At 65.2% G+C, this 24,229-nt stretch carries 22 protein-coding genes, 1 tRNA gene and 1 pseudogene; 15 read left to right on the plus strand and 9 right to left on the minus strand.

What is annotated here, in order from left to right; all coding sequences use genetic code 11:
- Positions 1–11 precede the first annotated feature (11 nt).
- Together LXN00_RS03020 and LXN00_RS03025 are read left to right on the plus strand one after the other, a co-directional pair.
- Positions 12–203, plus strand: coding sequence for a YgaP family membrane protein (locus LXN00_RS03020; protein WP_234504571.1), 192 nt, complete (start codon positions 12–14; stop codon positions 201–203).
- Entirely contained in the window at positions 200–724 is a 525-nt protein-coding gene (locus tag LXN00_RS03025) for a DUF402 domain-containing protein (protein ID WP_234504574.1), read from the plus strand. Before LXN00_RS03020 ends, LXN00_RS03025 begins: the two co-directional genes overlap by 4 nt.
- On the opposite strand, the gene LXN00_RS03030 is transcribed toward LXN00_RS03025, so the two are convergent.
- From LXN00_RS03030 to LXN00_RS03045, 4 genes are all read right to left on the minus strand, one after another.
- Positions 721–1,740 (minus strand): hypothetical protein, encoded by a 1,020-nt coding sequence (locus LXN00_RS03030; RefSeq protein ID WP_234504576.1) that lies wholly within the window; start codon positions 1,738–1,740, stop codon positions 721–723. The two genes, LXN00_RS03025 and LXN00_RS03030, sit on opposite strands and share 4 nt — an antisense overlap.
- A 7-nt stretch (positions 1,741–1,747) precedes the next feature.
- Complete coding sequence (locus LXN00_RS03035; protein ID WP_234504579.1) at positions 1,748–2,296, minus strand: NYN domain-containing protein; 549 nt, start codon at positions 2,294–2,296, stop codon at positions 1,748–1,750.
- Positions 2,297–2,354: 58 nt separating this feature from the next.
- On the minus strand, positions 2,355–3,362 hold the full coding sequence (locus LXN00_RS03040; RefSeq protein WP_234505161.1) for an NAD(P)/FAD-dependent oxidoreductase: 1,008 nt from the start codon (positions 3,360–3,362) through the stop codon (positions 2,355–2,357).
- 75 nt (positions 3,363–3,437) lie between these two features.
- Complete coding sequence (locus LXN00_RS03045; RefSeq protein WP_234504582.1) at positions 3,438–4,469, minus strand: zinc-binding dehydrogenase; 1,032 nt, start codon at positions 4,467–4,469, stop codon at positions 3,438–3,440.
- 116 nt (positions 4,470–4,585) lie between these two features.
- On the opposite strand from LXN00_RS03045, the pseudogene LXN00_RS03050 reads away from it, so the two are divergent.
- The 9 genes and pseudogenes from LXN00_RS03050 to ttuA all read left to right on the plus strand — a co-directional run bounded on the left by LXN00_RS03050 (position 4,586) and on the right by ttuA (position 13,757).
- Positions 4,586–6,329: pseudogene (locus tag LXN00_RS03050) on the plus strand (ABC transporter substrate-binding protein).
- Positions 6,330–6,383: 54 nt separating this feature from the next.
- Positions 6,384–7,367: an ABC transporter permease gene (locus LXN00_RS03055; RefSeq protein ID WP_234504585.1), complete on the plus strand. Its 984-nt coding sequence runs from the start codon at positions 6,384–6,386 to the stop codon at positions 7,365–7,367.
- A gap of 9 nt (positions 7,368–7,376) precedes the next feature.
- The gene (locus LXN00_RS03060; protein ID WP_234504588.1) at positions 7,377–8,732 is read left to right on the plus strand and encodes an ABC transporter permease; all 1,356 of its coding nucleotides are present in this window, start codon (positions 7,377–7,379) and stop codon (positions 8,730–8,732) included.
- Positions 8,733–8,804: 72 nt separating this feature from the next.
- Positions 8,805–9,824 carry an ABC transporter ATP-binding protein gene (locus LXN00_RS03065; RefSeq protein WP_234505162.1) on the plus strand — a complete coding sequence of 340 codons (1,020 nt, stop codon included), beginning with the start codon at positions 8,805–8,807 and terminating at the stop codon, positions 9,822–9,824.
- A complete protein-coding gene (locus LXN00_RS03070) occupies positions 9,821–10,798 on the plus strand; it encodes an ABC transporter ATP-binding protein (RefSeq protein ID WP_234504590.1) in 978 nt (325 codons plus the stop codon). Before LXN00_RS03065 ends, LXN00_RS03070 begins: the two co-directional genes overlap by 4 nt.
- A 48-nt stretch (positions 10,799–10,846) precedes the next feature.
- Positions 10,847–11,473 (plus strand): CBS and ACT domain-containing protein, encoded by a 627-nt coding sequence (locus LXN00_RS03075; RefSeq protein WP_234504592.1) that lies wholly within the window; start codon positions 10,847–10,849, stop codon positions 11,471–11,473.
- Positions 11,467–12,594, plus strand: coding sequence for an acetoin utilization protein AcuC (locus LXN00_RS03080; protein ID WP_234504596.1), 1,128 nt, complete (start codon positions 11,467–11,469; stop codon positions 12,592–12,594). Before LXN00_RS03075 ends, LXN00_RS03080 begins: the two co-directional genes overlap by 7 nt.
- Positions 12,595–12,598: 4 nt before the next feature.
- Positions 12,599–12,796, plus strand: coding sequence for a sulfur carrier protein TtuB (gene ttuB, locus LXN00_RS03085; protein ID WP_234504598.1), 198 nt, complete (start codon positions 12,599–12,601; stop codon positions 12,794–12,796).
- A gap of 1 nt (position 12,797) precedes the next feature.
- On the plus strand, positions 12,798–13,757 hold the full coding sequence (gene ttuA / locus LXN00_RS03090; protein ID WP_234504601.1) for a tRNA-5-methyluridine(54) 2-sulfurtransferase: 960 nt from the start codon (positions 12,798–12,800) through the stop codon (positions 13,755–13,757).
- On the opposite strand, the gene treS is transcribed toward ttuA, so the two are convergent.
- Genes treS through otsA form a run of 3 tightly spaced genes read right to left on the minus strand, consistent with a single transcriptional unit; the run spans position 13,754 to position 18,710 of the window.
- Positions 13,754–16,657: a maltose alpha-D-glucosyltransferase gene (gene treS / locus LXN00_RS03095; RefSeq protein WP_234504603.1), complete on the minus strand. Its 2,904-nt coding sequence runs from the start codon at positions 16,655–16,657 to the stop codon at positions 13,754–13,756. The genes ttuA and treS overlap by 4 nt on opposite strands.
- Before the next feature lie 17 nt (positions 16,658–16,674).
- A complete protein-coding gene (otsB, locus tag LXN00_RS03100) occupies positions 16,675–17,364 on the minus strand; it encodes a trehalose-phosphatase (protein WP_234504607.1) in 690 nt (229 codons plus the stop codon).
- The gene (gene otsA / locus LXN00_RS03105; protein ID WP_234504609.1) at positions 17,361–18,710 is read right to left on the minus strand and encodes an alpha,alpha-trehalose-phosphate synthase (UDP-forming); all 1,350 of its coding nucleotides are present in this window, start codon (positions 18,708–18,710) and stop codon (positions 17,361–17,363) included. Before otsA ends, otsB begins: the two co-directional genes overlap by 4 nt.
- A gap of 144 nt (positions 18,711–18,854) precedes the next feature.
- Between otsA and LXN00_RS03110 the strand changes: the two genes are divergently transcribed.
- From LXN00_RS03110 to LXN00_RS03125, 4 genes are read left to right on the plus strand one after another with little or no spacing between them, the layout of a single operon-like run.
- On the plus strand, positions 18,855–19,796 hold the full coding sequence (locus tag LXN00_RS03110; protein ID WP_267962560.1) for an ATP-binding cassette domain-containing protein: 942 nt from the start codon (positions 18,855–18,857) through the stop codon (positions 19,794–19,796).
- Positions 19,793–21,382, plus strand: coding sequence for an alpha-amylase family glycosyl hydrolase (locus tag LXN00_RS03115; protein ID WP_234504617.1), 1,590 nt, complete (start codon positions 19,793–19,795; stop codon positions 21,380–21,382). Before LXN00_RS03110 ends, LXN00_RS03115 begins: the two co-directional genes overlap by 4 nt.
- A 4-nt stretch (positions 21,383–21,386) precedes the next feature.
- Positions 21,387–22,028: a class I SAM-dependent methyltransferase gene (locus tag LXN00_RS03120; protein ID WP_234504618.1), complete on the plus strand. Its 642-nt coding sequence runs from the start codon at positions 21,387–21,389 to the stop codon at positions 22,026–22,028.
- Positions 22,019–22,768 carry a class I SAM-dependent methyltransferase gene (locus LXN00_RS03125; protein ID WP_234504619.1) on the plus strand — a complete coding sequence of 250 codons (750 nt, stop codon included), beginning with the start codon at positions 22,019–22,021 and terminating at the stop codon, positions 22,766–22,768. The genes LXN00_RS03120 and LXN00_RS03125 overlap by 10 nt, the downstream gene beginning before the upstream one ends.
- A 20-nt stretch (positions 22,769–22,788) precedes the next feature.
- Here LXN00_RS03125 and LXN00_RS03130 read toward each other — a convergent pair.
- Positions 22,789–22,876 (minus strand) — tRNA-Leu (locus LXN00_RS03130).
- Positions 22,855–24,186, minus strand: a complete 1,332-nt coding sequence (gene lnt, locus LXN00_RS03135; protein ID WP_234504622.1) for an apolipoprotein N-acyltransferase — start codon at positions 24,184–24,186, stop codon at positions 22,855–22,857. Before lnt ends, LXN00_RS03130 begins: the two co-directional genes overlap by 22 nt.
- Positions 24,187–24,229 lie beyond the last annotated feature (43 nt).

The raw sequence follows: 24,229 nt of genomic DNA on the forward strand, positions 1-24,229 counted from the left end.
GGAGGTAAGCCATGACGGTGAACGAAAGCACCGCCGATAGGGTGGTCCGGTTTGTCCTGGCCCTGGTCCTCTTCTACTTCGCCTTCCAGTCCGCTTCCCCGTGGAACTGGATCTTGGGCATCGTGGGCGTGGTCCTTCTCTTCACCGCCATCACCGGCTTCTGCGCCCTCTACAAGGTCTTGGGCATCAGCACCAGGCGGTGAGCTGGCCCCTCGCCCTAGGGGACCTCATCCGGGTGGAGTTCTGGAAATACCCGGAGGAGGTCCTCCACTACTACTGGGAAGCCCGGGTGGTGGAGGTGCGGCCTGAGGGCGTGCTCACCCTCTTGCCCCGCGGCGGGGTTTTCCACCACGTGGCCAAGGGGCGGTCCTTTGCCCTGGACCACGACGCCTACGTGGCCTTTTTCCCAGGGGCCTGGTACTCGGGTGGCCCCGACGTGCGGGAGGGCCGGGTCCTGGAGTACTACTGGAACGTGCAGACCCCGGCGGAGTGGACGGGGAAGGCCTTGCGGCAGTACGACCTGGAGCTGGACGTGAAGTGCCGGGCGGACCACACCTGCGCGGTGTTTGACCAGGAAGAGTTTTTGGCGAAAAAGGCCCTCTATCCCCCCCTTTGGGTGGCGGAGGCGGAAAAGGCGGTGGAGGCCATCTTCCGGCACATGCGGGAAGGGCGTTGGCCGGTTCTGCCCCCGGGGGAGCCCCTTCCTTGGATGGAGCGGGTTTAGGGGAGAAGGCAGGGCGGGTAGGCGCTGCTCGGGGTCTCGGCTCCAGGGCCGTAGACCCGTAGGGGGATGAGGGTTTGGCCCTCGAGGTGCCAGTGCCCTTCCAGGACCACCTCGTAGAGGAGGCCCTTGAAGAAGCCGTGGAAGCTATCCTCCCAGGTTTCCAGGTTCTGGGCCCTTAGGGGGTAGTTGTGCCAGGCGGGGCCTAGGTAGTGGAGCCAGGGGTCCTCGAGGGGCCGGGCATCCTCGGGGGAAAGCCCAAAAATGGCGTTGAAATAGCCCCTTAGGCGGCTTGCCGTGAAAAGGAGGTTGAGGTAGGGGTCCTCCAAGGCCGCCCGGGCCTCGGCCTCCGTGCGGGGGAAGGGCCTTGCGGGGTCCCAGGCGCCAAACCGCCATAGCCTTTCCTCCTGCCTCAGGGCATCCTCCCAGCTCATCTGGGCAAGCCCCAAGGTGCGGCTAAAGGGGGCTTGGCCCTGGAGGGCGGCCAGGTCCTGGGCAAGGGCATCTACCGCCTCCCGCACCCCCCGGGAAAGCCCCAGGGCCTTGTCCCCCCCGTACTGCTCGTTGTCCACGATGGCCGCCAGGGTCCCTTTGGGGATGCGCAAGGCCCCCGCCGCCGCTCGGATTTCCCTGGCGTGAGGCAGGACGTGGTGGGGAGCGATGGGTAGGCCCTGAAGGTTTACCCTTTGCCCCCTGCGGGCCTGCCCGATGGCCTCCACCCACCGCTCGGCAGCGGCCAGGGCAGCCTGGGGTTCGGCAAAGGCCGAGCGCTTCCCCGCCTGCTGGTTGCTTAGCTCCAGGCGCAAAAGCCGGTCATAGGCCCGGGCCGCCCCTTCCCCAAGGAGGAGGTGAAGGCCCGCCTTGTTCCGGAGATGCAGGGCCACAAGCCTTTCCCGGACCGCCTTGGGGTAGGGGAGAAGCGCCCGCAAGCTCGGGGAGGGTGGCGGCTCCGGGAAGGCGGGCGGGACCAAAAAAAGAAGGCCCGCCAGCAGGAGGACGAGCCAGGGCCCAGGGCGCATGGCCCTTTTAGGGCTTGCTTTCTTCCGCCGGGGCCGGGGGGACCTCCACCGTGGCCTCCACGGGATAGCCCACGTAGGTGCGCCGGCCCCCCAGGGTCCTTTCCAGCACCTCCCGCCACTCGGGCAGGTTCAGAAAACGGTCCGCCTGGTTGCGGAGCTCCAGGTCAGCGAGCTCATGAAGGCCCAAGAGGTGGACCTCCTTACCCATGGCCCGTAGGGCGGCGAAGGTGTGGGCCAGGTCCCCAGAGCCGCTCGCCACGATGGCCCGGTCCCAACGGGGGGCGGTGGTGAGGAGGTCGGTGGCGATCATGGCCTCAAAACGGGCCTCCCCCCGGGTGAGGCGGCTTCGCACCGTGTAGCCCATGAAGACCAGGGCATCAATGAAGCGTTGTTGCCGCTCGTCCTCGGGGTCGGTGATGGGCACGTAGTAGAAGGCGTTGTAAAGCTGCTCAGGGGTGGCGAACTGGGTGAGGACGCGCCGGTGGTCCACGTTCCACCCCAAGCGTTTGGCCGCCAGGTACATGTACGAGCCGTCAATGAAGAGGGCAACCCGCATATGCCCCCATGATAGGGCAAACGGCCCCCCCAGGGGTCAACCCTGGGGGGACCAAGCTTTAGACGGGCGTTTTCTCTTCCGCCTTCTCGGAGGAGTGGCCCGGGTTTACCTTGAGGGCCGGGTTAGCGTAGGCGGCGGCGTGGTTGGCAGCGATGGCGGCCTCGCCAAACCCCAGCACGATGAGGGGAAGCTTCCCCGGATAGGTGACGATGTCCCCGCAGGCGTAGACGCCGGGGATGCTGGTGGCCATGGTGGTGTCCACCTTGATCTTATTCTTTTCTAGCTCCAGGCCCCAGTTGGCCAAGGGGCCCAGCTTGGTGAGGTAGCCCGCTAGGATGAGCACGGCGTCCACCTCCAGCGCCAGCTCCTCCTGGGTTTGGTTGTGGAAAATCACCGCCCGCTTCACCCAGGCGTCCCCCTCAATCCGCCGCACCTCGTAGGGGGTGAGCACCCTAAGCTTCCCTTCCTCATGGGCCTGGAGGAGCTCTTTCACGCTGGCCTCGTGGGCCCGGAACTGGGGCCTGCGGTGGATAAGGGTGATTTCCTGGGCGGTGCCCAGCAGGTTGAGGGCCCAGTCCACGGCGCTATCCCCCCCGCCCACGATGAGGACCCGTTTCCCCTGGAACTCCGCCTTGGCCTTTACGGCGTAGTACACCCCCTTGCCCTCAAACTCCTTCTCCCCGGGGGCCCCGAGGCGCCGAGGCTCAAAAGCCCCGACCCCTGCGGCGATAATGACCGCCTTGGCGGTGTAGGTCTGGCCCGCGGAGGTGGTGACCTTGAAGCCGTCGCCCTCCTTCTCCAGGGTTTCCGCCCGTTCCCCCAGGTTGTAGATGGGGTTAAAGGGGGCCACCTGCTCCACAAGGCCCTTCACCAGGTCCTTGGCGTACACCTTGGGAAAGCCCGCCACGTCGTAGATGTACTTTTCCGGATACAGGGCGGTAAGTTGCCCTCCGGGCTCCGGCAAAGGGTCTACAAAGCGGAAGGAAAGCCCCCGCATCCCCACGTAAAACCCTGCAAAAAGCCCCGCTGGTCCCGCACCGATAATGATCACGTCCGTGTGTTCCATGGGCACCACCTCGCCTGGTATTGTACGTCCTGAGCCCTTGAACCACGTCCCCTTTAGAAAAGGGACAAAGCGCCCTTAGTTCACCCGAAGCACCACCTTGCCAAACACCCGCCGCTCCTCCAATAGCCGGTGGCCCTCCGCAGCCTCTTCCAAGGGCAGCACCTGCCCCACCACGGGCCTAAGCTTCCCTTCTTCCACAAAGCGGAGGATGGGGAAAAGGCGGCTCTTGGAGGCCATGGTGGACCCAAGAATGGAAAGCTGGCGGAAAAACACGTGGGCGAAGGGCAACGTCCCCTCGTACCCTGAGGAGGCCCCTGCGATGGCAATGCGGCCGCCATTGGCCGTGGCCTTGATGACCCCTTCAAAGTAGAGGGCCCCGGTATGGTCCACCACCTTGTCCGCTCCTTTGCCTCCGGTGAGGCGGCGCACCTCCTTGAACCAGTCGGGGTGGGTGTAGTTCACGCCCTCGTCGGCCCCAAGCTCCTTGGCCCGGCGTAGCTTTTCCTCGGAGCCCGCTGTGGCGATGACGCGCGCTCCGAAGAGCTTGGCGATCTGGATGGCGGCCACGCTCACCCCGCTTCCCGCCGCCATGACCAAGACGTCGTCCCCGGGGCGGACCTGGAGTTTATCTACCACCATCTGCCAGGCGGTGAGGAAGGTGAGGGGGATGGCGGCGGCTTCTTCAAAGGAGAGGTTGGCGGGCTTCTTTAAGAGGTTCGCTTCCGGCACCACCAGATATTCGGCGTAGGCGCCCCAGCGGTGCTCGCCTAGGATCTCGTACTTCGGGCACAGGTTATCCTCCCCAGCCAAACAGCGCTCGCAGTGGCTGCAGGAAAGCCCCGGGTTCACCACCACCTCGTCTCCGGGGGCGAAGCCCGTGACCCCAGGGCCCACCGCCTCCACCACGCCGCTGGCATCGGCCCCCAGCACGTGGGGAAGGGGTAGCTTGGGGCTCGCCACCCCCTTGCGCACCCAGATGTCCAGGTGGTTGAGGGCCGCTGCCTTTACCCGAAGGCGCACCTCTTTCGGGCCGGGCTCGGGGGTGGGGACTTCCGCCACCTTGAGCACCTCTGGACCGCCTCTCGCCTCCATGACCACCGCTTTCATGGCCACCTCCTTATGAGGGGGATTTTTCCACGAGGGCAGGGGTGGGTCAAGCGTGCTTGACAGGGGCCAAACGGGATGTGTAGCCTTAGCCCCGTAAGGCAAGCGGAGGCGAGAATATGAGAAAAGCCCTGGTCTTGATGGCAGGCCTTATCGTCCTGGCTGGTGTGGCCAGCGCCCAGACCTTCGTCTGGCCGCAGAAGTGGACGGTGGCCAAGCCCTCTGAGGTGAAGCGGGGCGGTACCTTGCGGGCTGCGGTGATCTCCGATTACCGCACCTTTAACCCCTTTATCACCGCAGAGGCGGGGAACGTACCGGCCACCATCTCCCCCTACGGACTGGTGCGCCGAGACCCCACCACCGGGGAGTGGATTCCCTACATGGCGGAGTCCTTTACGGTGAGCCCCAACAAGCTGGAGATCACCTTTAAGATTCGCCGGGGCATGAAGTGGTCGGACGGCCGGCCCATCACCGCCGACGACTGGATCATGACCTGGCGCATCCACACCGACAAGGCGGTGGGCTCCAACAGCTATGATTCCTTCTTCATTGACGGCAAGCCCATTGTTCTCCGGAAGATTGACGACTACACCATCCGTTTCATTTACCCCAGGCCCGATGCCACCGCCTTCGCCGTGGCCGCCTTTACCCCCTGGCCCGCCCACGTCTTCGGCCCTGTTTACCAAAAGGAAGGGGCCGAGGGCATCAAGAGGATGTGGACCCTAAACGAGAACCCGGCCAACATCGTTTCCGCCGGGCCGTGGCTCGTGGAGAGCTACCGGCCGGGGGAGCGCTTGGTCCTGAAGCGCAACCCCGCCTTCGGGGAGTGGAACAAGGACGAGGCGGGGAACCCCTTGCCCTACCTGGACCGCTACGAAATTAAGATCGTGAAGGACACCAACGCCCAGCTGGCGGAGTTCCTGGCGGGGAACATTGACCTAATGGCCCCCTCCACCGTGGACCACATCTCCCAGATCCGCCAGGCCATCCAGGCGGGCCGGCTGGACGCCACCATCAAGGTGAACGCCTCCCCGGTGGCCAGCAGCCAGTTCATGGTCTTCAACTGGAACAAGGCTTCCGACCCCTTCAAGCAAGTTCCGCTCGGATAAGTTCCGCCGGGCCATGAGCCACATCGTGAACCGCCAGGCGGTGGTGGAGATCGTCTACGGCGGCCTGGGCACCCCCATGTACTCCAGCGTCTACCCTGTGCTCACGCAGTGGATCAACCCCAAGGTGCCCAAGTACGAGTACAACCTCCAGGAGGTGGCGAAGCTCTTGGCCGAGCTGGGCTTCACCAGGAAGGATAGGGAAGGGTATCTGGTGGACTCCAGGGGGCGGAGGCTTGAGTTCAACCTCTCCACCAACGCTGGCAACGCCCAGCGGGAGCAGATCGCCAAGCTCATCGTGGACGAGGCCAAGAAGGTGGGGGTGAAGGTAAACTTTACCGCCATTGACTTCAACACCCTGGTGGGCCAGCTTCTCTCCTCGGGGCCCGACCGCCCCTTTGATGCCATCATCATCGGCCTCACCGGCGGTGACTTGGACTGGCCTTTTGGCTCCAACGTGGTCCCGTGCAAGGGCAACCTGCACATGTGGAACAAGTCGGGCCAGTGCCTGGACCCCCGGGAAACCCAGCTGGACGCCCTCTATTTCCGCGGCCGCACCGAGCTGGACTTCAAGAAGCGGGTAGAGATCGGCTACCGCATGCAGGAGATTGAGGCCCAGCTTCTTCCCGTCATCTACATCGCCGGGCCCAACTACCACCCCGCATGGAACAACCGCCTGGGTGGCGAACACCCGGATGCCATCATCAGCGCCATCTGGGGCCAGCGGCAGCTGGAGCTCACCTTCATCAAGAAATGAGCCAAAGCCTTTAGCCCCCGGGGCCAAGGGCCCCGGGGGTCCTTTGGGAAACCCATGACCGCCTACATCCTTCGGCGCATCCTCTACCTGATTCCCACCTTTTTCGGGGCCACCTTACTCGCCTTCCTCATCATCCAGATGGCCCCGGGGGACTACCTCACCCAGCTGGAGCTGGACCCTAAGGTGACCCCCGAAACCATCGCCCGGCTTCGCTCCCAGTTCGGCCTAGACCGGCCCATCTACGAGCAGTACCTCCTTTGGATGAACAACCTCTTGCACCTAAACCTAGGCTATTCCTTCGCCTACCAGGCCCCGGTGCTGGAGGTGGTCTGGCCCCGGGTGGTGAACTCCATGGTCATCGTCATCCCTTCCACCCTTCTTCTCTACCTCGTGGCCATACCCATAGGGGTCTATGGGGCCGTGCGCCAGTACTCCCTGGGGGACCGCATCCTGTCCTTTTTGGCCTACGTGGGCCTTTCCGTGCCCAGCTTCTTCCTGGCCCTCATCGCCATATACGTCCTCCTGCAGATCAAGTTCCACACGGGGGTACTGGTTTTCCCCGTTTCGGGAATGACCTCAAGCGGTTTTGAGCAGATGCCTCCCTTGCGCCAGGTTCTGGACATCGCCTGGCATGCGGTGGTGCCCGTCCTGGTGGCCACGGCCAACGACATCGCCGGGCTTTCCCGGCTCATGCGGGGGCAGATGCTGGAGGTGCTTTCCCAGGACTTCATCCGCACCGCCCGGGCCAAGGGGCTTTCCGAGCGGGTGGTCCTTTACAAGCACGCTTTCCGCAATGCGGTGATTCCCTTCGTGGCCACCCTGGGCGGGCTCTTGCCGAGCCTGATCTCGGGGGCGGGCTTTGTGGAGGTGGTCATGGCCTGGCCGGGCATCACCCCCTTCTTCCTAGACGCCATCGCCAACCAGGACCTTTACGTGATCGCCGGCTTTCTCACGGTGAGCCTGGTTCTCCTCATGGTGGGCAACCTGATCTCCGATTTGCTTTTGGCCTGGGTGGACCCCAGGATTCGCTATGAGTAGGGGGGTCTTGTGGAACGCTTAGCGCCTTCTAGCGGCTTTACCCTGGCCCTTCGCCAGTTCCGCCGCCACCGGCTTGCGGTCTGGGGCGGGCGGATCCTTCTCGTACTTTACCTGATGGCCGCCTTCGCCGGCTTCTTCAGCCCCTACGACCCCAACTACTACGAGCTCTACCCACCCAAGGGGCACCACCCACCCACCCGGATCCACTTCATAGACCCGGAAACGGGCCGGCTGACCCGGCCCTTCGTCTACGCCACGCGCCGGACCATTGACCCGGTCACGTTGCAGCCCCGTTATGAGGAGGATCCTTCCCAAGGGAAGTTCTACATCCGCTTCTTCGTGCGCACCCCAGACCAGCCTTACACCGTGTTTAAGGTTTTTCGCTCGGACCTCCGGCTGTTTGGGGTGGACCCACCCGGAAGGATCTTCCTCATGGGCACCGACAACTTCGGCCGCGACCTCTTTAGCCGGGTGGTCTATGGCGGCCAGGTTTCCCTGACCATCGGCATCCTCTCCGCCTTGGTGTCCTTTGCCCTGGGGCTTCTTTTGGGGGGCATCGCCGGCTACTTTTCCGGCAGGCCCTTCGCCCTTTCCCTGCCGCCGGGGCTTTGGCGGGGTGTGGGGATGGTCCTAGGCCCCCTAAGCCTCCTCCTCTGGCTTGGGGTGGCGGCGGGGGCTTTGTTCCTGGCCTGGTCCTTCGTGCGCCTAAGCCCGGGGAAGGAAGCCTATTCCCTTTTGGTGGACGGGGCGGTGCTCCTTCTCGGGTTGGGGGCGGCTTACCTCATCCTGCGCCGGGTCTTTTCCGAGCCGATCCGTTTGGACCCCGATGACCTCATCATGCGCACGGTGGAGATCATCGCTGCCATCCCAAGCCTTTTCCTCCTCATCTCCCTTAGGGCGGTCTTTCCCACCAACATTGACCCCCTCTTCACCTTTTACCTGGTGGTGGGGCTTCTCGGGTTCATCGGCTGGGGCGGCCTGGCCCGGGTGGTGCGGGGCATCGTGCTTTCCGTGCGGGAGATGGACTACGTGCAGGCGGCGCGGGCCTTAGGGGCCTCGGATGGGCGCATCATCGCCCGGCACGTGCTCCCGGCCACGGCGAGCTACGTGATCGTGAGCCTCTCCCTGACCATCCCGGGCTTCATCCTGGGGGAAAGCGGCCTCTCCTTTTTGGGCCTTGGGGTGACGGAGCCCTATACCAGTTGGGGGCTCCTTTTGCAGGCGGCGCAACAAGGGGGGTTTGCCTCCTTCACCGACCGCCCCTGGGTGCTTTGGCCGGGGTTTTTCATCTTCCTCTCGGTGCTGTCCTGGAACTTCCTAGGGGATGGGCTAAGGGACGCCTTGGACCCCAGGCGGAGGCGTTAGGCTCTTCTCTTTTTATGGGGTATGGCGTATAACGGGTGAGGTGTTTTAGGGGCAGTGCCCGAAGGAGTGCGCATGGACGACAAGCGGCTACTGGAGGTGAGAGACCTTAAGGTCCACTTCTTCACCGACGATGGGGTGGTGAAGGCGGTGGACGGGGTATCCTTCCACGTGGACAAAGGGGAGACCCTGGCGGTGGTGGGGGAGTCGGGCTCGGGGAAGAGCGTGACCTCCCTGGCCATCATGCGGCTCATCCCTACCCCGCCGGGGCGGATCGTGGGTGGGGAGATCCTCTTCCGGGGGAAGGACGGCCAGGTGCGGGACCTCACCAAGCTCTCTGAGGCGGAGATGCGGCGCATCCGGGGGAACGACATCGCCATGATTTTCCAGGAGCCCATGACTTCCTTGAACCCGGTGTACACGGTGGGGGACCAGATCGCCGAGGCCATCATGCTCCACCAGGGGAAAAGCCGGAAGGAGGCCATGGAGCTCGCCGCCCACATGCTGGACCTGGTGGGGATTCCTGAGCCCAAGAAGCGGCTTGCCAACTACCCCCACCAGATGTCCGGGGGGATGCGGCAGCGGGTGATGATCGCCATGGCCCTTTCCTGCAACCCCTCGCTTCTCATCGCCGACGAGCCCACCACCGCCTTGGACGTGACCATCCAGGCCCAGATCCTGGAGCTGATGAAGAAGCTCCAGGAGGAGATCGGGATGAGCATCCTCTTCATCACCCACAACCTGGGGGTGGTGGCGGAGATGGCGGACCGGGTGGTGGTGATGTATGCGGGGCGGGCGGTGGAGCAGGCGGACGTGGTGCCCCTCTTCAAAGACCCCCTTCACCCCTACACCCGGGGGCTTCTCCACTCGGTGCCCCGGCTGGACCTGGCGGCGGAGCATAAGGAGCGCCTCGAGGCCATTCCCGGCAACGTGCCGAACCCCCTTTACCTGCCCCCGGGGTGCGCCTTCCACCCGCGGTGCAAGCACTACGTGGAAGGGCTTTGCGACCGGGAGGTGCCGCCTTTGGAGGACACGGGGGATGGGCGGCAGGTGCGGTGCGTGCGTTGGCGGGAGATCCGGGAGGTTAGGGCATGAGCGGGGTCCTTTTGGAGGTCCAGGACCTCAAGAAGCACTTCCCCATCCGGGGCGGGGTGCTTTCCCGGGTGGTGGGGAGCGTGAAGGCGGTGGACGGGGTGTCCTTCGCCATAAGGCGGGGGGAGGTGCTGGGGCTCGTGGGGGAATCGGGGAGCGGCAAGACCACGGTGGGCCGCACCCTGTTGCGCCTCATTGAGCCCACGGGGGGCCGGATCCTCTTTGACGGCCAGGACATCACCGAGCTACCCAAGGACAAGCTCAGGCCCTACCGCCGCCGGATGCAGATCATCTTCCAAGACCCCTTTAGCTCCCTGAACCCCCGCATGACCGTGGGGGATATCATCGCCGAGCCCTTGGTCATCCACGGGATCGGCAAGACGCCCCAGGAGCGCGCCGAGCGGGTGGCGGAGCTTCTCAAGCTCGTGGGGCTTTCCCCCGACCACATGCGCCGCTACCCCCACGAGTTCTCGGGTGGGCAGCGGCAACGCATCGGCATCGCCCGGGCCCTGGCGGTGGCCCCGGAGTTCATCGTGGCGGACGAGCCCGTTTCCGCCCTGGACGTGTCCATCCAGGCCCAGGTGGTGAACCTCCTCCAAGACCTGAAGGAGGAGCTCGGCCTCACCCTGCTCTTCATCGCCCACGACCTGGCGGTGGTGGAGTACATCTCCGACCGGGTGGCGGTGATGTACCTGGGGAAGGTGATGGAGATCGCCTCCTCCCGGGAGCTCTACCGCAACCCCAAGCACCCCTACACGGAGGCCTTGCTCTCGGCGGTGCCCATCCCCGACCCCACGGTGAAGCGGGAGCGCATCGTCCTCCAGGGGGATATCCCTTCCCCCATCAACCCGCCCTCGGGGTGCGTCTTCCGCACCCGCTGCCGCTATGCCCTCCCCGAGTGCGCCCACACCGTGCCCGAGCTCAAGGAGGTGGCCCCGGGCCACTACAAGGCCTGCATCCGGGACGACATCCTTTGAGGCCCTGGCGGGCAGGGTACCCCCCTTCGTGGGGGGTATACTCGTTTCATGCTGGTCAAGGACGTGATGCGTTCCCCCGTGGTCACGGTGGGGCCGGACGCCACGCTGGAAGAGGCCTACCGCCTCCTCCTGGAAAGGGGCATCCGGCACCTGCCCGTGGTGGCGGAGGGGAGGCTTCTTGGCATCATCACCGACCGGGACATCCGCCTGGCCACGAGCCACCTGAACCCCAAGGGCCCTTGCCCCATCGGCGAGAAGGTGGCGGCGGTGATGACCAAGAAGGTGGTCACCGCCCACCCCCTGGACCCCGTGGAGGAGGCGGCCCGGGTGATGCGGGAGAGGAAGATCGGCTCGCTGCCGGTTTTGGAGGACGGGGCCTTGGTGGGTATCGTCACGGGCATTGACCTGCTGGATGCCTTGCTTGAGCTCACCGGGGTCACGGAGCCTTCGGGGAGGCTGGAGGTCCGCTTGCCCGACAAGGTGGGGGAGCTGGCCCGCCTCACGGGGTTCTTGGCGGGCCGGGGGGTGAACATCCACTCCCTCCTCTCCTACCCGGAGGACGGGGATTTCGTGCGGGCGGTGGTGCGGGTGAACACCTTGGAAACCCACCTCTTGGCGGAGGGCCTGAGGCGGGAAGGCTTTGAGGTGCTCTGGCCCCCCAAGAAGCCATGGTGATCTACCGGGACGAGTACCGCCTCTACAACTTCGGCCCGGACCATCCCTTCTCCCCGGTGCGCTTGGAGATGCTCACCTCCCTTCTCCAGGCCCTGGGGGCTTGGCGGGCGCCCCACCTTCCCCCGGAGGCTACCCGGGAGGAGGTGCTTGCCGTCCACTCCGAGCGCCTGGTGAAGCGGGTGGAGGCGGCAAGCCTTGGGGAGAGGGTGCCGGACCTGGAACACTACGGCCTGGGCACGGGGGACACCCCCGTCTTCCCGGGCATGGACCGGGCGGCCCGCATCCTGGTGGGGGGGACCCTCGAGGGGGCGAGGCGGATCCTTGCCGGGGAGAAGCGGGTGTTGCAACTGGGTGGGGGCCTGCACCACGCCCAGTACGACCGGGCCTCGGGGTTTTGCGTGTACAACGACCTTTCCGTGGCCATCCGCCACCTGACCCGGGCCGGGCTTCGGGTGGCCTACCTGGACATTGACGTCCACCACGGGGACGGGGTGCAGTGGATCCACTACGAGGAGAAGGAGGTCCTCACCCTAAGCCTCCACGAGTCGGGCCGCTACCTCTTCCCGGGCACCGGGCACGTGCACGAGCTGGGCCGGGGGGAGGGGGTGGGGAGGAAGCTGAACCTCCCCCTGGAGCCTTTCACCGAGGACGCAAGCTACCTGGAGGTCTTTGAAGCCTTGGTGCCTTGGGCCCTAAGGGCTTTCCGGCCCGATGTGCTCGTGGTGCAGGCGGGGGCGGACGCCCACTATTTGGACCCCTTGGCGGACCTCCTCCTCACCACCCGGGCCTACGAGAGGCTTTTCCGCCTCATCCTGGAGTACGCCGAGGCCTATGCGGGGGGGCGGGTCCTCTTCACCCTGGGGGGCGGGTATAGCCTGGACGGGGCGGTGCGGGTCTGGACCCTCCTTTACCACGTCTTCCACGGCCTGCCCTTGCCCGAGCGCCTCCCGGAGGGGTGGCTTAGGGCTTGGGAGGCAAGGCTTGGGCGGCCCCTTACCCCCACCCTCCACGACCCAGAGGAGCCCTACCCCGAAATCCCCAGGCGGCTGGAGATAGAAAAGCGGAACCGGCTTACCCTAAGCCGGCTCACAGAGCTCGTCTCCCCCTACCTGCTAGACTAGCGGGGTGAAGGTTATTCTGCGCCTACCCGAGCGCAAGGAGGTGGAGGTTAGGGGGGATAGGCCCCTAAAGGAGGTTCTCCTGGAGCTTGGCCTGAACCCGGAAACGGTGGTGGCCGTGCGGGGGGAAGACCTCCTCACCCTGGACCAGGTGGTGGGAGAGGGGGAGACGATAGAGGTGCTTTCCGCCATCTCGGGAGGCTAGCGTGGTCTGCAAGGTCTGCGGGGAAAAGGCCCAGGTGGCGGTGTCCAGGGGGTTCGCCCTCTGCCGGGCGCACTACCTGGACTGGTTCGTGAAGGAGACGGAGAGGGCCATCCGCCGCCACAATATGCTTAGGCCCGGGGAGCGGGTCTTGGTGGCGGTTTCCGGGGGAAAGGACTCCCTGGCCCTCTGGGACGTGCTAAGCCGCCTGGGCTACGAGGCGGTGGGGCTTCACATTGAGCTTGGCATCGGGGAGTACTCCAGGCGGAGCCTCGAGGTCACGGAGGCCTTCGCCCGGGAAAGGGGCCTGGAGCTTTGGGTGGTGGACCTCAAGGAGGCCTATGGCTTCGGGGTACCGGAGCTTGCCACCCTCTCCGGGCGGGTGGCCTGCTCGGCCTGCGGGCTTTCCAAGCGCTACATCCTCAACCAGGTGGCGGTGGAAGGGGGCTTCCGCGCCGTGGCCACGGGCCACAACCTGGACGATGAGGCCGCGGTGCTTTTCGGCAACCTCCTGAACCCCCAGGAGGACGCCTTGGTCCGGCAGGGGCCGGTCCTCCCCGAAAAGCCGGGCCTCGCCGCCCGGGTCAAGCCCTTCTACCGCTTTAGCGAGCGGGAGGTCCTCTCCTATACCCTCCTTCGCGGCATCCGCTACCTGCACGAGGAGTGCCCCAACGCCAAGGGGGCGAAAAGCCTCCTCTACAAGGAGGCCCTGAACCTGGTGGAGAAGGAGATGCCGGGGGCCAAGCTCCGCTTCCTCGAGGGCTTCTTGGATAAGGTGCAACCAAGGCTCCAGGCGGGGGAGGAGGTGGCCCTAAGGGAGTGCGAGCGGTGCGGCTACCCCACCACGGGGGCCGTCTGCTCCTTCTGCCGCATGTGGGACGCCGTGTACCGGAGGGCCAAGAAGCGGCGGCTCCTTCCGGAGGAGGCCACTTTCAGCCCCAAGGCAGCGGTGCGCCGGGTTTAGCCTTCCTGGGCCCGCCTTCTCCAGCGCTCGTAGATGCGCTCCCGGGCGGGGCGGGCTTCCCGGTGCCGTTGCCTTTCGGCCATTCGGGCCATGGTCCGGACCCAATCTTCCCCGACCCAAGAAGCTTCGGCGGCATCCCGGTAGGCGGAGATGAGGGCGTTCTCCATGAGGAAGTCGCTCACCAGGCCGGGTAAGTCCGGGTGTAGCCCCTCGAGGCTCTCCCAGGCCAGCTCCACCGCCCGTTCCAGGTCATAAGCCAGCCGGGCAAGGTCTTCCAGGGGGCTTCCGTAGCCTTGGGGGCCCAAGGCCAAGAGGTACACTTCCCCCTCTAGGACCAGAAAAGCCCCCAAGCCTCGCTGCAGGAGGGGTTGGGGGCTTCCCCCTTCCGCTTCGGCGAGCGCCCGGTGGAGGAGGGCAAGCCGTACGCCGAGGAGGCGTGCCAACCCCTCTAGCTCTCTGAAGGCCTCCGCCAGGAGGCCCAGGCTCAGGCTTTCAGGGCTATGTCCCTGCAGGCGGGAGAGGCCCTCGCGGGCCAGGGTTTGGGCCACGGCAAAGGCCTCTTGGGGGAGTCCAGGGGGTAGGGTGCCGGTAAGGGCGAGCACCCGCCTTTCGGAGCCCCGCTGCCACACCAGATGACCTTGGGGCGGGAGAACCCAAGGGAGGGAGAGGTGGGGCAAGAGGCGAAGGGTCCGGTCCAGCCCACCATCCTGCACCAATCCCACCTGGAGCCAAACGCCGTCCTGGGCGGCCAGTCCTGGGCGCAGCAGGGTGAGGTTTTCCGGCAGCGGGCCTGGGTGGCTGCCCCGGTAGTAGGCCATGAGGCTACGTCCTTCCAGGCCAGCCGCCAGCCGCTTAAGGAGGAGGGCATAGAAGGTGGGGTCCTGGGAGAGCTCGTAGAGGTACCCCTCCTTAGGCCACGTTTGGGCGAAGAGCCCAGGCATGCCCTCTTTGCGCACGGGGCTGAATCCGATGGGCAGGAAGACTAGGGTCCTCTCGTGGTTTTCCAGGCGTACCAGGGTAAGGTAGAGGGGAGGATCCTTCTCCAGCCGGAGGGCGTCCAGTAGGGTGGCGCCTTGGGGCCTTAGGGGGAGCCAGCTTCGCTCCCCCAGGGCCCTAGCCAGCGCTTTGAGGAAGGCATCCTGCCCTTCCTTGTCCGCGAGGGTCTCTATAAAGAGCGTTTCCGGACCTTCCCGCAGGGGCACGAGGGGTAGCTTTTCGGGTGCAGCCTCCTCTGCCCAGTCAGGGATCTGGACCCTAAGGGTCTCCACGTGCTCCTGGGGTACGAGGGAGAAAAGGGCGAAGCCGTGTGGACCAAGGGCGAGCCGGTAGGGTCCTTCAATGGGGGGAAAGGGGGATTGGGAGAAGAGCTCCAGGGGCACGAGGCCCTGGTAGGGATCCAGGGGCAGGTCAAAGGCCTGGGCGTAGCGGGAAAGGTTGGCCACCACCAGGATACGCTCCCCTTGGTACTCCCTGAGAAAGGCCAAAATACGGCGGTTTTCCACGGGAAGAAGGATCAGGCTTCCTCGTCCCAAGGTTTTGGCGTGCTGCTTTCTGAGGCCGAGAAAGCGGCGGATGAAGTTTAGGAGGGAATGGGGGTTATCCTCTTGGGCTTCTACGTTGACGAACTGGTAGCTATAGGGGCCTTCGCCTATGGGTGGCAGGAAGAGCCGGTGGTGAGGAGCTCGGGAAAAGCCAGCGTTGCGGTCTGCGGACCACTGCATGGGAGTCCTGACCCCGTTGCGGTCGCCCAAGAAAGGGTTGTCGCCCATTCCGATCTCGTCCCCGTAGTAGATGATGGGCGTACCCTTGAGGGTGAACAGGAGAGCGTGAAGGAGTTCATAACGCCTTCGGTCACCACCCAAGAGGGGCATGAGCCGGCGGCGGATTCCGAGGTTGAGGCGGAACCGGGTATCCGGGGCGTAGACTTCCCACAGGAACTCCCGCTCTTCCTCCGTTACCTTTTCTAGGGTCAGCTCGTCGTGGTTGCGCAGGAAGAGGGCCCACTGGGCCGTTTCCGGGATTCCCTCGGTTTCTCGGAGCATGGTTTCTATGGGCCCCCGGTCCTCCCGGCGCAGGGCCATGAAGAGGCGGGGCATGAGGGGAAAGTTATAGGCCATGTGGACCCCGTCCCCGTCGCCAAAGTAGGGGAGGGTTTCCTCAGGCCACATGTTGGCCTCGGCGAGGAGCACCTTCCCGGGGCCATAGCGCTCCTCCAGGGCGCGGCGCAGGCGCTTGACCGCGGCGATGGTTTCGGGGAGGTTTTCGCAGGAAGTTCCCTCGCGCTCGTAGAGGTAGGGGATGGCGTCCAGGCGGAAGCCGTCTACCCCCAGGTCGGCCCAGAAGAACATTACCTGGTGCATAGCCCGCTCTACCTCGGGGTTATCCCAGTTGAGGTCGGGTTGGTGGTGGTAGAAGCGGTGCCAGTAGTAAGCCCCCGCCACCGGGTCAAAGGTCCAGTTGGAGGTTTCAAAATCCTGGAAGATGACCCGGACCCCTTTGTACCTCTCCGGCGTGTCGCTCCAGACGTACCAGTCCCGTTTGGGGCTTCCGGGCTTCCGCGCTTCCTGGAACCAGGGATGGTCTATGGAGGTGTGGTTGAGGACAAGCTCTATGATGACCTTGATCCCGCGCTCGTGGGCCTCATCCAGGAAGCGTTGGAAGTCCTCGAGGGTGCCGTGGACGGGAAGGATCTGGTAGTAGTCCGAAATATCGTACCCGTCGTCCCGCAGGGGGGATTGGAAGAAGGGCATAAGCCAAAGAGTATTCACCCCCAAGGACTCCAAGTAGGGGAGCTTTTGCCTCAGGCCCTCAAAGTCCCCATACCCGTCGTTGTTGGCATCAAAGAAGGAGCGCACGTGGAGTTGGTAGATGACCGCATCCTTGTACCACAGAGGGTCCACTTCTTTACGCTAGGGGGCTAGAGATAAGTTTTCAAGTAGGCCATGACCGTATCCACGTCCCGAAGCCTTCCCGCGGCCGCCGTAAACCCTGGCCCCACCTTGAAGGTGAGACCCTTCTTCCGAAGCGCCCGGAAAGCGGCTTCGTCCGTGCGGTCGTCGCCTATGTAGATGGGGGTGTGGTCTGGGTAGCGTTCCAAGAGCCTTAGGACGGCCTGTCCCTTATTGGCCCCCCTGGGCTTTAATTCCAAGACCTTTTTCCCAGGGAGGGCCTCGAGGCCTAGGCTCCTCAGAAGGGGGATTACACCCCTTAGCCACCTCCGCAGGCAACGTTGGGTCTGGCCCTCGTCTGGTGCGCCCCGGTAGTGGAGGGCCAGGGCGAAGCCCTTGTCCTCCACGAAAACTCCAGGGCACCGGGGAAGGTTTGCCCGGAGGGGGGATAAATCTATGTGGTACAGGAGACGACTTTCCCCTCCTAGCACGCCTTCCTCCACCCCGTGCCCTCCCACCACGGCCAGGCCCGGAAGGGGAAGGAGGAGCTCTAGGTCCTTTACCCTTCTGCCGGTGATCACGTAAACGGGGTAACACTCCCTTAGGGCTCTTAAGATTCCGGCGGCCTCGGGGTGGGGCAAGGCTTCCTCGGGCCTGGGAGCAAGGGGGGCTAGGGTTCCGTCGTAGTCTAGAAGGAAGATTAGCCTTTCCCTTTTCATTTTCTCTTTAAGGATTCCAGGAAGCGTAGCGCCCACCCTTGGACGTCCATCTGGGATATGCGCTCCTTAAGGGCGGATAGGCGTTCCTGCCTTTCGCGTTGGGGCATACGAAGGGCCTGGTCCAAGGCGGCGGCTATGCCGTCTAGGTCGTACGGGTTCACCAGGATGGCCTCCCGCAGATACTCGGCGGCGCCGGCCAGGTTGGAGAGGACGAGCACGCCGTTTTGGGAGGTGTAGGCGTACTCTAAGGCCACAAGGTTCATCCCGTCCCGTAGGGGGGTTATGAGGGCCACATCGGCAGCCAGGTAGAAGGCGGCCAGGTCCTCTTGGGTATAGGTTTGGTAGAAGTAGCGCAGGGGCACCCAGTCTTCCCGTAGGAAGCTGCCGATGATGCGCCCTACCACCTCGTCCACCTTGCGTTTGAGCTCCCGATAGGCGGACACGGAGGTGCGGCTTGGGGTGGCGATTTGGAAAAAGGCTACCCGCCCACGCCAGTGGGGATAGGCTTGCAGGAAGCGCTCGTAGGCCAGTAGGCGCTCCAAGATGCCCTTGGTGTAGTCCAGGCGGTCCACTCCCAGGATGAGGTGGTTCGTTCCTGCAAGGCGTTTGAGGGCCTGGGCGTGGAGGTGGACGTGGGGTTGGCGGGCAAGCTCGGCGAAGCGTTGGCTGTCAATCCCGAGGGGGTGTACTTCCACCCGCACCCACCTCTCTCCCACCTGTACCCTTTGGCCTGTCACGGTGTACCCATAGTAGGCGGCGGTGCGCAGGAAGTTTTCTGCGTATTCCTGGGTATGGAAGCCGATGAGATCGGCGCCTAGAACTCCCTCTACTAGGGAGCGGCCCCAAGGGAGGATACGGAAGACCCCGCTAGAGGGCCAGGGAATGTGGAAGAAAAACCCAATCCGTCCGGATATGCGCTCGCGCAAAAGGCGAGGGAGGAGGAGAAGGTGGTAGTCCTGCACGAAGACCGTATCCCCTTCGCGGTAGATCTGAGCTACTTTGTCGGCAAAGCGGCGGTTGGCCCGTTGGTAGTCCAGGTAGAACTCCCGACGGAGCTCCACTTTCTCCAGGAAATAGTGGCATAGGGGCCAGAGGACGCGGTTGGAAAAGCCCCCGTAGTATCCTTGCCACTCCTTTTCAGGAAGGGGAACCTCTTCAACGCGCACCCGCCCATCGTGGAGTGTGGTACCCGGGTGGGGTTTGAATCCCGTGCTGGCTGCGACCCATGTCCCCCCCTGGGCTTCCAAAACGGGAAGCAGGGCCGTGGCCAGGCCTCCCACCGCCGGCACCAGGCCTTGGGGCGTTCGGCGAAAGGGAGCACGGTTGGCCACGATGATGAGACCCATGTTTTTCATGATAGCCCGCGGGTGGTTTGTTTGTGAAATGTTGGAAAATGCTAAAGAACATTTACGAAGCCTTCACAAAATCTGCACGCTCCTTAACTCGGGACAGTCTGCGGGCAAAAGCCGTTCTTGGAAGGGGATTTTCCTTTGCATGGTCGGGAGACGTTTGGGATGGTTTTCCAACACTTCGCCCTCCTTCCCCACCGCACGGCCTTGCAGAACGTGGCCCTGCCCTTGGAGCTTAAGGGGTATTCCCGCCGGGAGCGGGAGGAAAGGGCTCGGGCTTGGCTTGCCCGGGTGGGCCTCGAGGGCTATGAGCGGCACTTTCCGGCCCAGCTTTCCGGAGGGCAAAAGCAACGGGTGGGCTTAGCCCGCGCCCTTTGCGCCGACCCACCCGTTCTCCTCATGGACGAGGCCTTTAGCGCTTTAGATCCCTTGATCCGAAGGGAAATGCAGGATGAGCTTTTGCGCTTGCAAAAGGATCTTAGGAAGACCATCCTCTTCGTGACGCATGATCTAGACGAGGCACTGCGGCTTGGCGACCGCATCGCCATCATGCGGGATGGGGAGGTGGTGCAGGTGGGTACCCCTGAGGAAATCCTTGACCGTCCGGAGGATCCGTATGTGGAAGCCTTTTTGGAGGGGGTTAACCCGGCAAAGGTATACCGCCTGGGGGCGATCTTGCAGGAGCCGGTCACGGTTACCTTGGGGCGGGATGGGGTGCGGGTGGCCCTGTACCGCATGGGGCGGATGGGGGTGGCCAGCGCCTATGCCGTAGACCCCAACGGGTCCTTCCTGGGGGTGGTGCGGGCTGAGCGGTTGGCTCAGGCCCTTAGGCTTTGGGGGAAAACGCCAGACCTACAGCAGTTTGTGGAATCTATTCCCACTTTGAACGTTCAACAAACCCTAGAGAAGGCCTTGCCCTTGGCGGCGGGGGCGGAGTTGCCTGTGCCGGTGGTGGATGAAGAGGGACGCCTTCTGGGCATCGTCACCCGGGAGCGGCTTCTTGGCGCCATGGCTAGGCGCTCTCTTCCCACCCAAACGCCCCCTTTGCCCGAGGGCGACCACGGGGTAGACTCCGGAGCATGAGCTGGTGGCGGGAAGCGGTTATCTACCAGGTCTACCCCCGGAGCTTCCAGGATACGAACGGGGACGGCATCGGGGACCTCGAGGGCGTAAGGCGGCGCCTCCCTTATCTCAAATCCCTCGGGGTGGACGCCCTCTGGCTTTCCCCCTTCTACAAGAGCCCCATGAAGGACTTCGGCTACGATGTGGCCGATTACTGCGATGTGGACCCCATCTTCGGGAGCCTGGAGGACTTTGACCGCCTCCTTCAGGAGGCCCACGCCCTGGGGCTAAGGGTCCTCATAGACCTGGTGCCCAACCACACCTCCAGCGAGCACCCTTGGTTTTTGGAGTCCCGCGCCTCCCGGGAAAGCCCCAAAAGGGACTGGTACATTTGGGCCGACCCCGCACCCGACGGGGGCCCGCCCAACAACTGGCAGAGCTTCTTCGGCGGCCCCGCCTGGACCCTGGACGAGGGGACGGGGCAGTACTACCTCCACCTTTTTCTGCCAGAGCAGCCCGACCTCAACTGGCGGAACCCCGAGGTGCGGGAGGCCATGCACGAGGTCATGCGCTTCTGGCTCCGGCGGGGGGTGGACGGGTTTCGGGTGGATACGCTTTGGCTCTTGGGCAAGGACCCCCTTCTGCGGGACGAGCCTGGAAGCTCCTTTTGGCACCTGGGCTTGCCGGATCGGGCGCGCCACGAGCACCTCTATACCGAGGACCAACCGGAGACCTACGCCTACGTGCGGGAGATGCGCTTTGTTCTGGACGAGTTTTCCCAGGATGGGCGGGCGCGCGTTATGGTGGGGGAGATCTACCTGCCCCTCCACCGGCTTGTGCGCTACTATGCCGCCGGGTGCCATCTGCCCTTCAATTTCAGCCTGATCACCCAGGGCCTACCCGATTGGCGGCCCGAGAACATCGCCCGCATCGTGGAGGAGTACGAGCGCCTCCTCACCCGCTTTGACTGGCCCAACTGGGTCCTGGGCAACCACGACCAGCCCCGCCTAGCCTCCCGCCTGGGGGAGGCCCAGGCCCGGGTGGCGGCCACCCTCCTCTTCACCCTGAGGGGCACCCCCACCTGGTACTACGGGGACGAGCTCGCCCTCCCCAACGGGGAGATCCCCCCGGAGAAGGTGCAAGACCCCGCCGCCCTAAGGCAAAGGGACCGCCAGGGCGAGCACGGCCTTCCCCCGGGCCGCGACCCCGAGCGCACCCCCATGCCCTGGGACGACTCCCCCAACGCCGGCTTCTCCACCGCCGAGCCTTGGCTTCCCCTCAACCCCGACTGGCAAAGGCGCAACGTGGCGGCCATGGAGAAGGACCCCCGTTCCATGCTCCACCTGGTGCGCCGCCTCATCGCCCTCAGGAAGGACCCTGGCCTCCTCTACGGGGCCTACCGCACCTACTGGGCCCGGGAGGGCGTTTACGCCTACCTGCGGGGGGAGGGGTGGCTCGTGGCCCTGAACTTCACGGATAAGGAAAAGGCGCTTCCCCTTCCTCGAGGGGGACGGGTGGTCCTCTCCACCCACCTGGACCGGGAGGAGCGGGTGGGGGACCTCCTTCGCCTCAGGCCCGATGAGGGGGTGGTGGTGCGGCTAGACTGAGGGCGTGGAGGACCCCTTCCACGGCCTGGCGGAGGCCTACGAGGCCTGGTACGAGACCCCCTTGGGGGCCTACGTCATCGCCGAGGAGGAAAGGGCGCTAAGGGCCCTCCTCCCGCCGGGGGAGAGTCTTTTAGAGGTGGGGGCGGGAACCGGGTACTGGCTCAGGCGGTTTCCCTACCGGGAGAAGGTAGGGGTGGAGCCTTCGGCCGCCATGCGCCGGGTGGGGGAGGAGCGGACTCCCGGGGTGGAGTGGGTGGCCGCCCACGGGGAGGCCTTGCCCTTTCCTCCTGGGCGGTTTGACGTGGTCCTCCTCTTCACCACCTTGGAGTTCGTGGAGGACGTGGAGGAAACCCTGAGGGAGGCCAGGAGGGTTCTTAGGCCGGGCGGGGCCTTGGTGGTGGGCCTCCTCGAGGCCCTCTCCCCCTGGGCTGCCCTCTACCGCCGCCTGGGGGAGAAGGGGGTGCGCCCCTGGACCCACGCCCGCTTCCTCACCCGGGAGGACCTCACCGCCCTCCTGGGCCCCCCGGAGGCGGAAGGGGAGGCGGTCTACCTCGCTCCGGAGGCCAAACCCCCGTACGAGGAGGCGGACCGGGCGGGGAGGCGGGCGGGGAACCGCCCCGCCCTATACTTAGGGCGATGGCGCTAAAGGCCCTTTTCGCCCTTTACCCCCTCCGGCAAGGGGATTACCGTGCGGTGGAAAAAGCCCTCCTGGCCCTGGAGGGAAGCGGCGTGGAGCACCGGGTCTTCCCCACCCACACCGAGCTTTCCGGGGAAGAGGCGGCGGTCTTTCGGGCGCTAGAGGGGGCCTTCGCCGAGGCGGCGGAGGAGGGGGCTGTGGTCCTGTGGGCCCTCCTCACCAACGCTTGCGAGGCCCAAGACCCCTTCCGCCTGCCCGAACGCCTAAAGCGCTTTCCCCCCTTGGAGGTGGCGCGGCGTGCCCTCGAGGGCCTTGAGGCCAAAAGCGCCCTGGACATCGGCACCGGCACAGGGGTCTTCGCCGAGGCCTTCGCCGAGCTCGGGCTTTTCGCCGTGGGCCTGGACCCTCGGACCGACCGCCTGGAGGTGGCCCGGGCCAAGGTGAAGGGGGCCCGTTTCGTGGAGGGCAGGGCGGAAAGCCTCCCCTTTCCCGAGGGAAGCTTTGACCTAGCCTTCTTTGGCCTCTCCCTCCACCACCTAAACCCCGTCCCCGCCCTCAAAGAGGCGGCGCGGGTGGCCCAGCGGGTGGCGGTGCTGGAGTGGCCCTACCGGGAGGAGGAAATGGGCCCGCCCTTGGCCCGGCGCCTTTCCCCGGAGGCCCTTCGGGCCCTCTTCCAGGAAGCCCTGGGGAGCCCACCCCGCCTCCACCTGGAGGCGGGGTACACCCTGGCCCTCTGGGAAAAAGCGTGAAGGCCCCTTGCGGGGCCCTTTGGTGCCGGGGGCGGGACTCGAACCCGCACGCCCTCATCGGGCAACAGATTTTGAGTCTGCCGCGTCTACCTGTTCCGCCACCCCGGCAGACGCACCCTAAGGATAAGGCCAAGGAGGAAAATGGTCAACGCCAGGGCCACCGCCCAGTCCCCAAAACGCACGTAGGGGGTGGGGCTTTCCCGAAGGGCGTAGGGGGCAAGGAGGAAGCCTTCCCGGTGGGGCGGGATGGCGGCCACCACCCGGCCCCAGGGGTCCACGCTGGCGGTGATGCCGTCGTTCCCGGCCCTAAGGAGCCAGAGGCCCGTTTCCACCGCCCTAAGCCTTCCCATGGCGAAGTGCTGGCGCCCCCCAAAGGAGGAACCGAACCAGGCGTCGTTGGTGAGGAGGACGAGGACCTTGGCCCCTTCCCGGGCCAGGCTTCGGGCCACGGAGGGGAAGACGGACTCGTAGCAGATAAAGGCCCCGTAAGGCCCCAAGGGGGCAAAACCCTTCCCGGGGGCGCGGTCGGCGAGCTCCCCTAGGCCGAAGGCGCGGAAGAAGAAGCCGTAGACTCCGCCCAGAACCTCCCGGAAGGGAAACCGCTCGCCAAAGGGCACCAGGCGCACCTTATCGTAGTGGGCCAGGACCTCTCCCCCTTGGTAGAGGACCGCCCGGTTGGGGCCAAAGAGGTTGAGCCCGGTGATGAGGGGGCGGTCTTGGAGGAGGGCGTCTAGGCCCTCGGGGATGCGCCAAATGGCGGTTTCCGGCCAGACCACAAGCCCCGCTTCCGGGTGCTGGGCGAGGCCCTCTTGGGTAAGGCGGAGGTAGACCTTTTCGTCCAGCTCCCCTTGGACCTTGGCCAGGGGGTTCAGGTTTCCTTGGACGAGGAGGGCCCACCGGTCCGCCGGCGCCTCCGGCAGGGGCCAGAGCCAAAGGAGGGCCCAGGGGAGGAGGACCCAGGGGCGCCTATGGGCGAGGCCATAGGCGGTGAGGAGGACGAGGAGGGAGAGGAGGTAGACCCCGCCCCAGGCGGCGAGCGCCCGCCCCGGGGCCTCCACCAGGGCGTAGCCCAAAAGCCCCCAGGGGAAGGCCAACTCCCCTTGCTCCGTGAGCCACTCCAGGACCACCCACCCCCCGAGGCGGGCTAAGGGCGAGGGGGTGAGGCCGAAGAGGAGGCAGAAGGAGAGGGCCTTGAGGAGGACCAGGGGCAGAAAAGGGAGCGCCCCTAGGGGGCCGAAGAGGCTTGCGAAGCTTTGGGGAAGCCAGATGAGGTGGAGCCCAAAGAAGCCCAACCCGGCGAGGAAGCCTTCCCGGAAACCGCCCCGGAGGAGGAGGGCGAGGGGCAAAGGGGCGAGGAAGCCCAAAGGGAAGGGGGGAAGGGTGAGGGCCAGGGCCAGGCCCAGGAGGAAAGGGCGCACCCTTTCACCATACGGTTCCTCTGTGAGATTGACCAGGCGGGGG

It is taken from the genome of Thermus brockianus, from assembly GCF_021462505.1.
Taxonomy (GTDB): Bacteria; Deinococcota; Deinococci; order Deinococcales; family Thermaceae; genus Thermus; species Thermus hydrothermalis.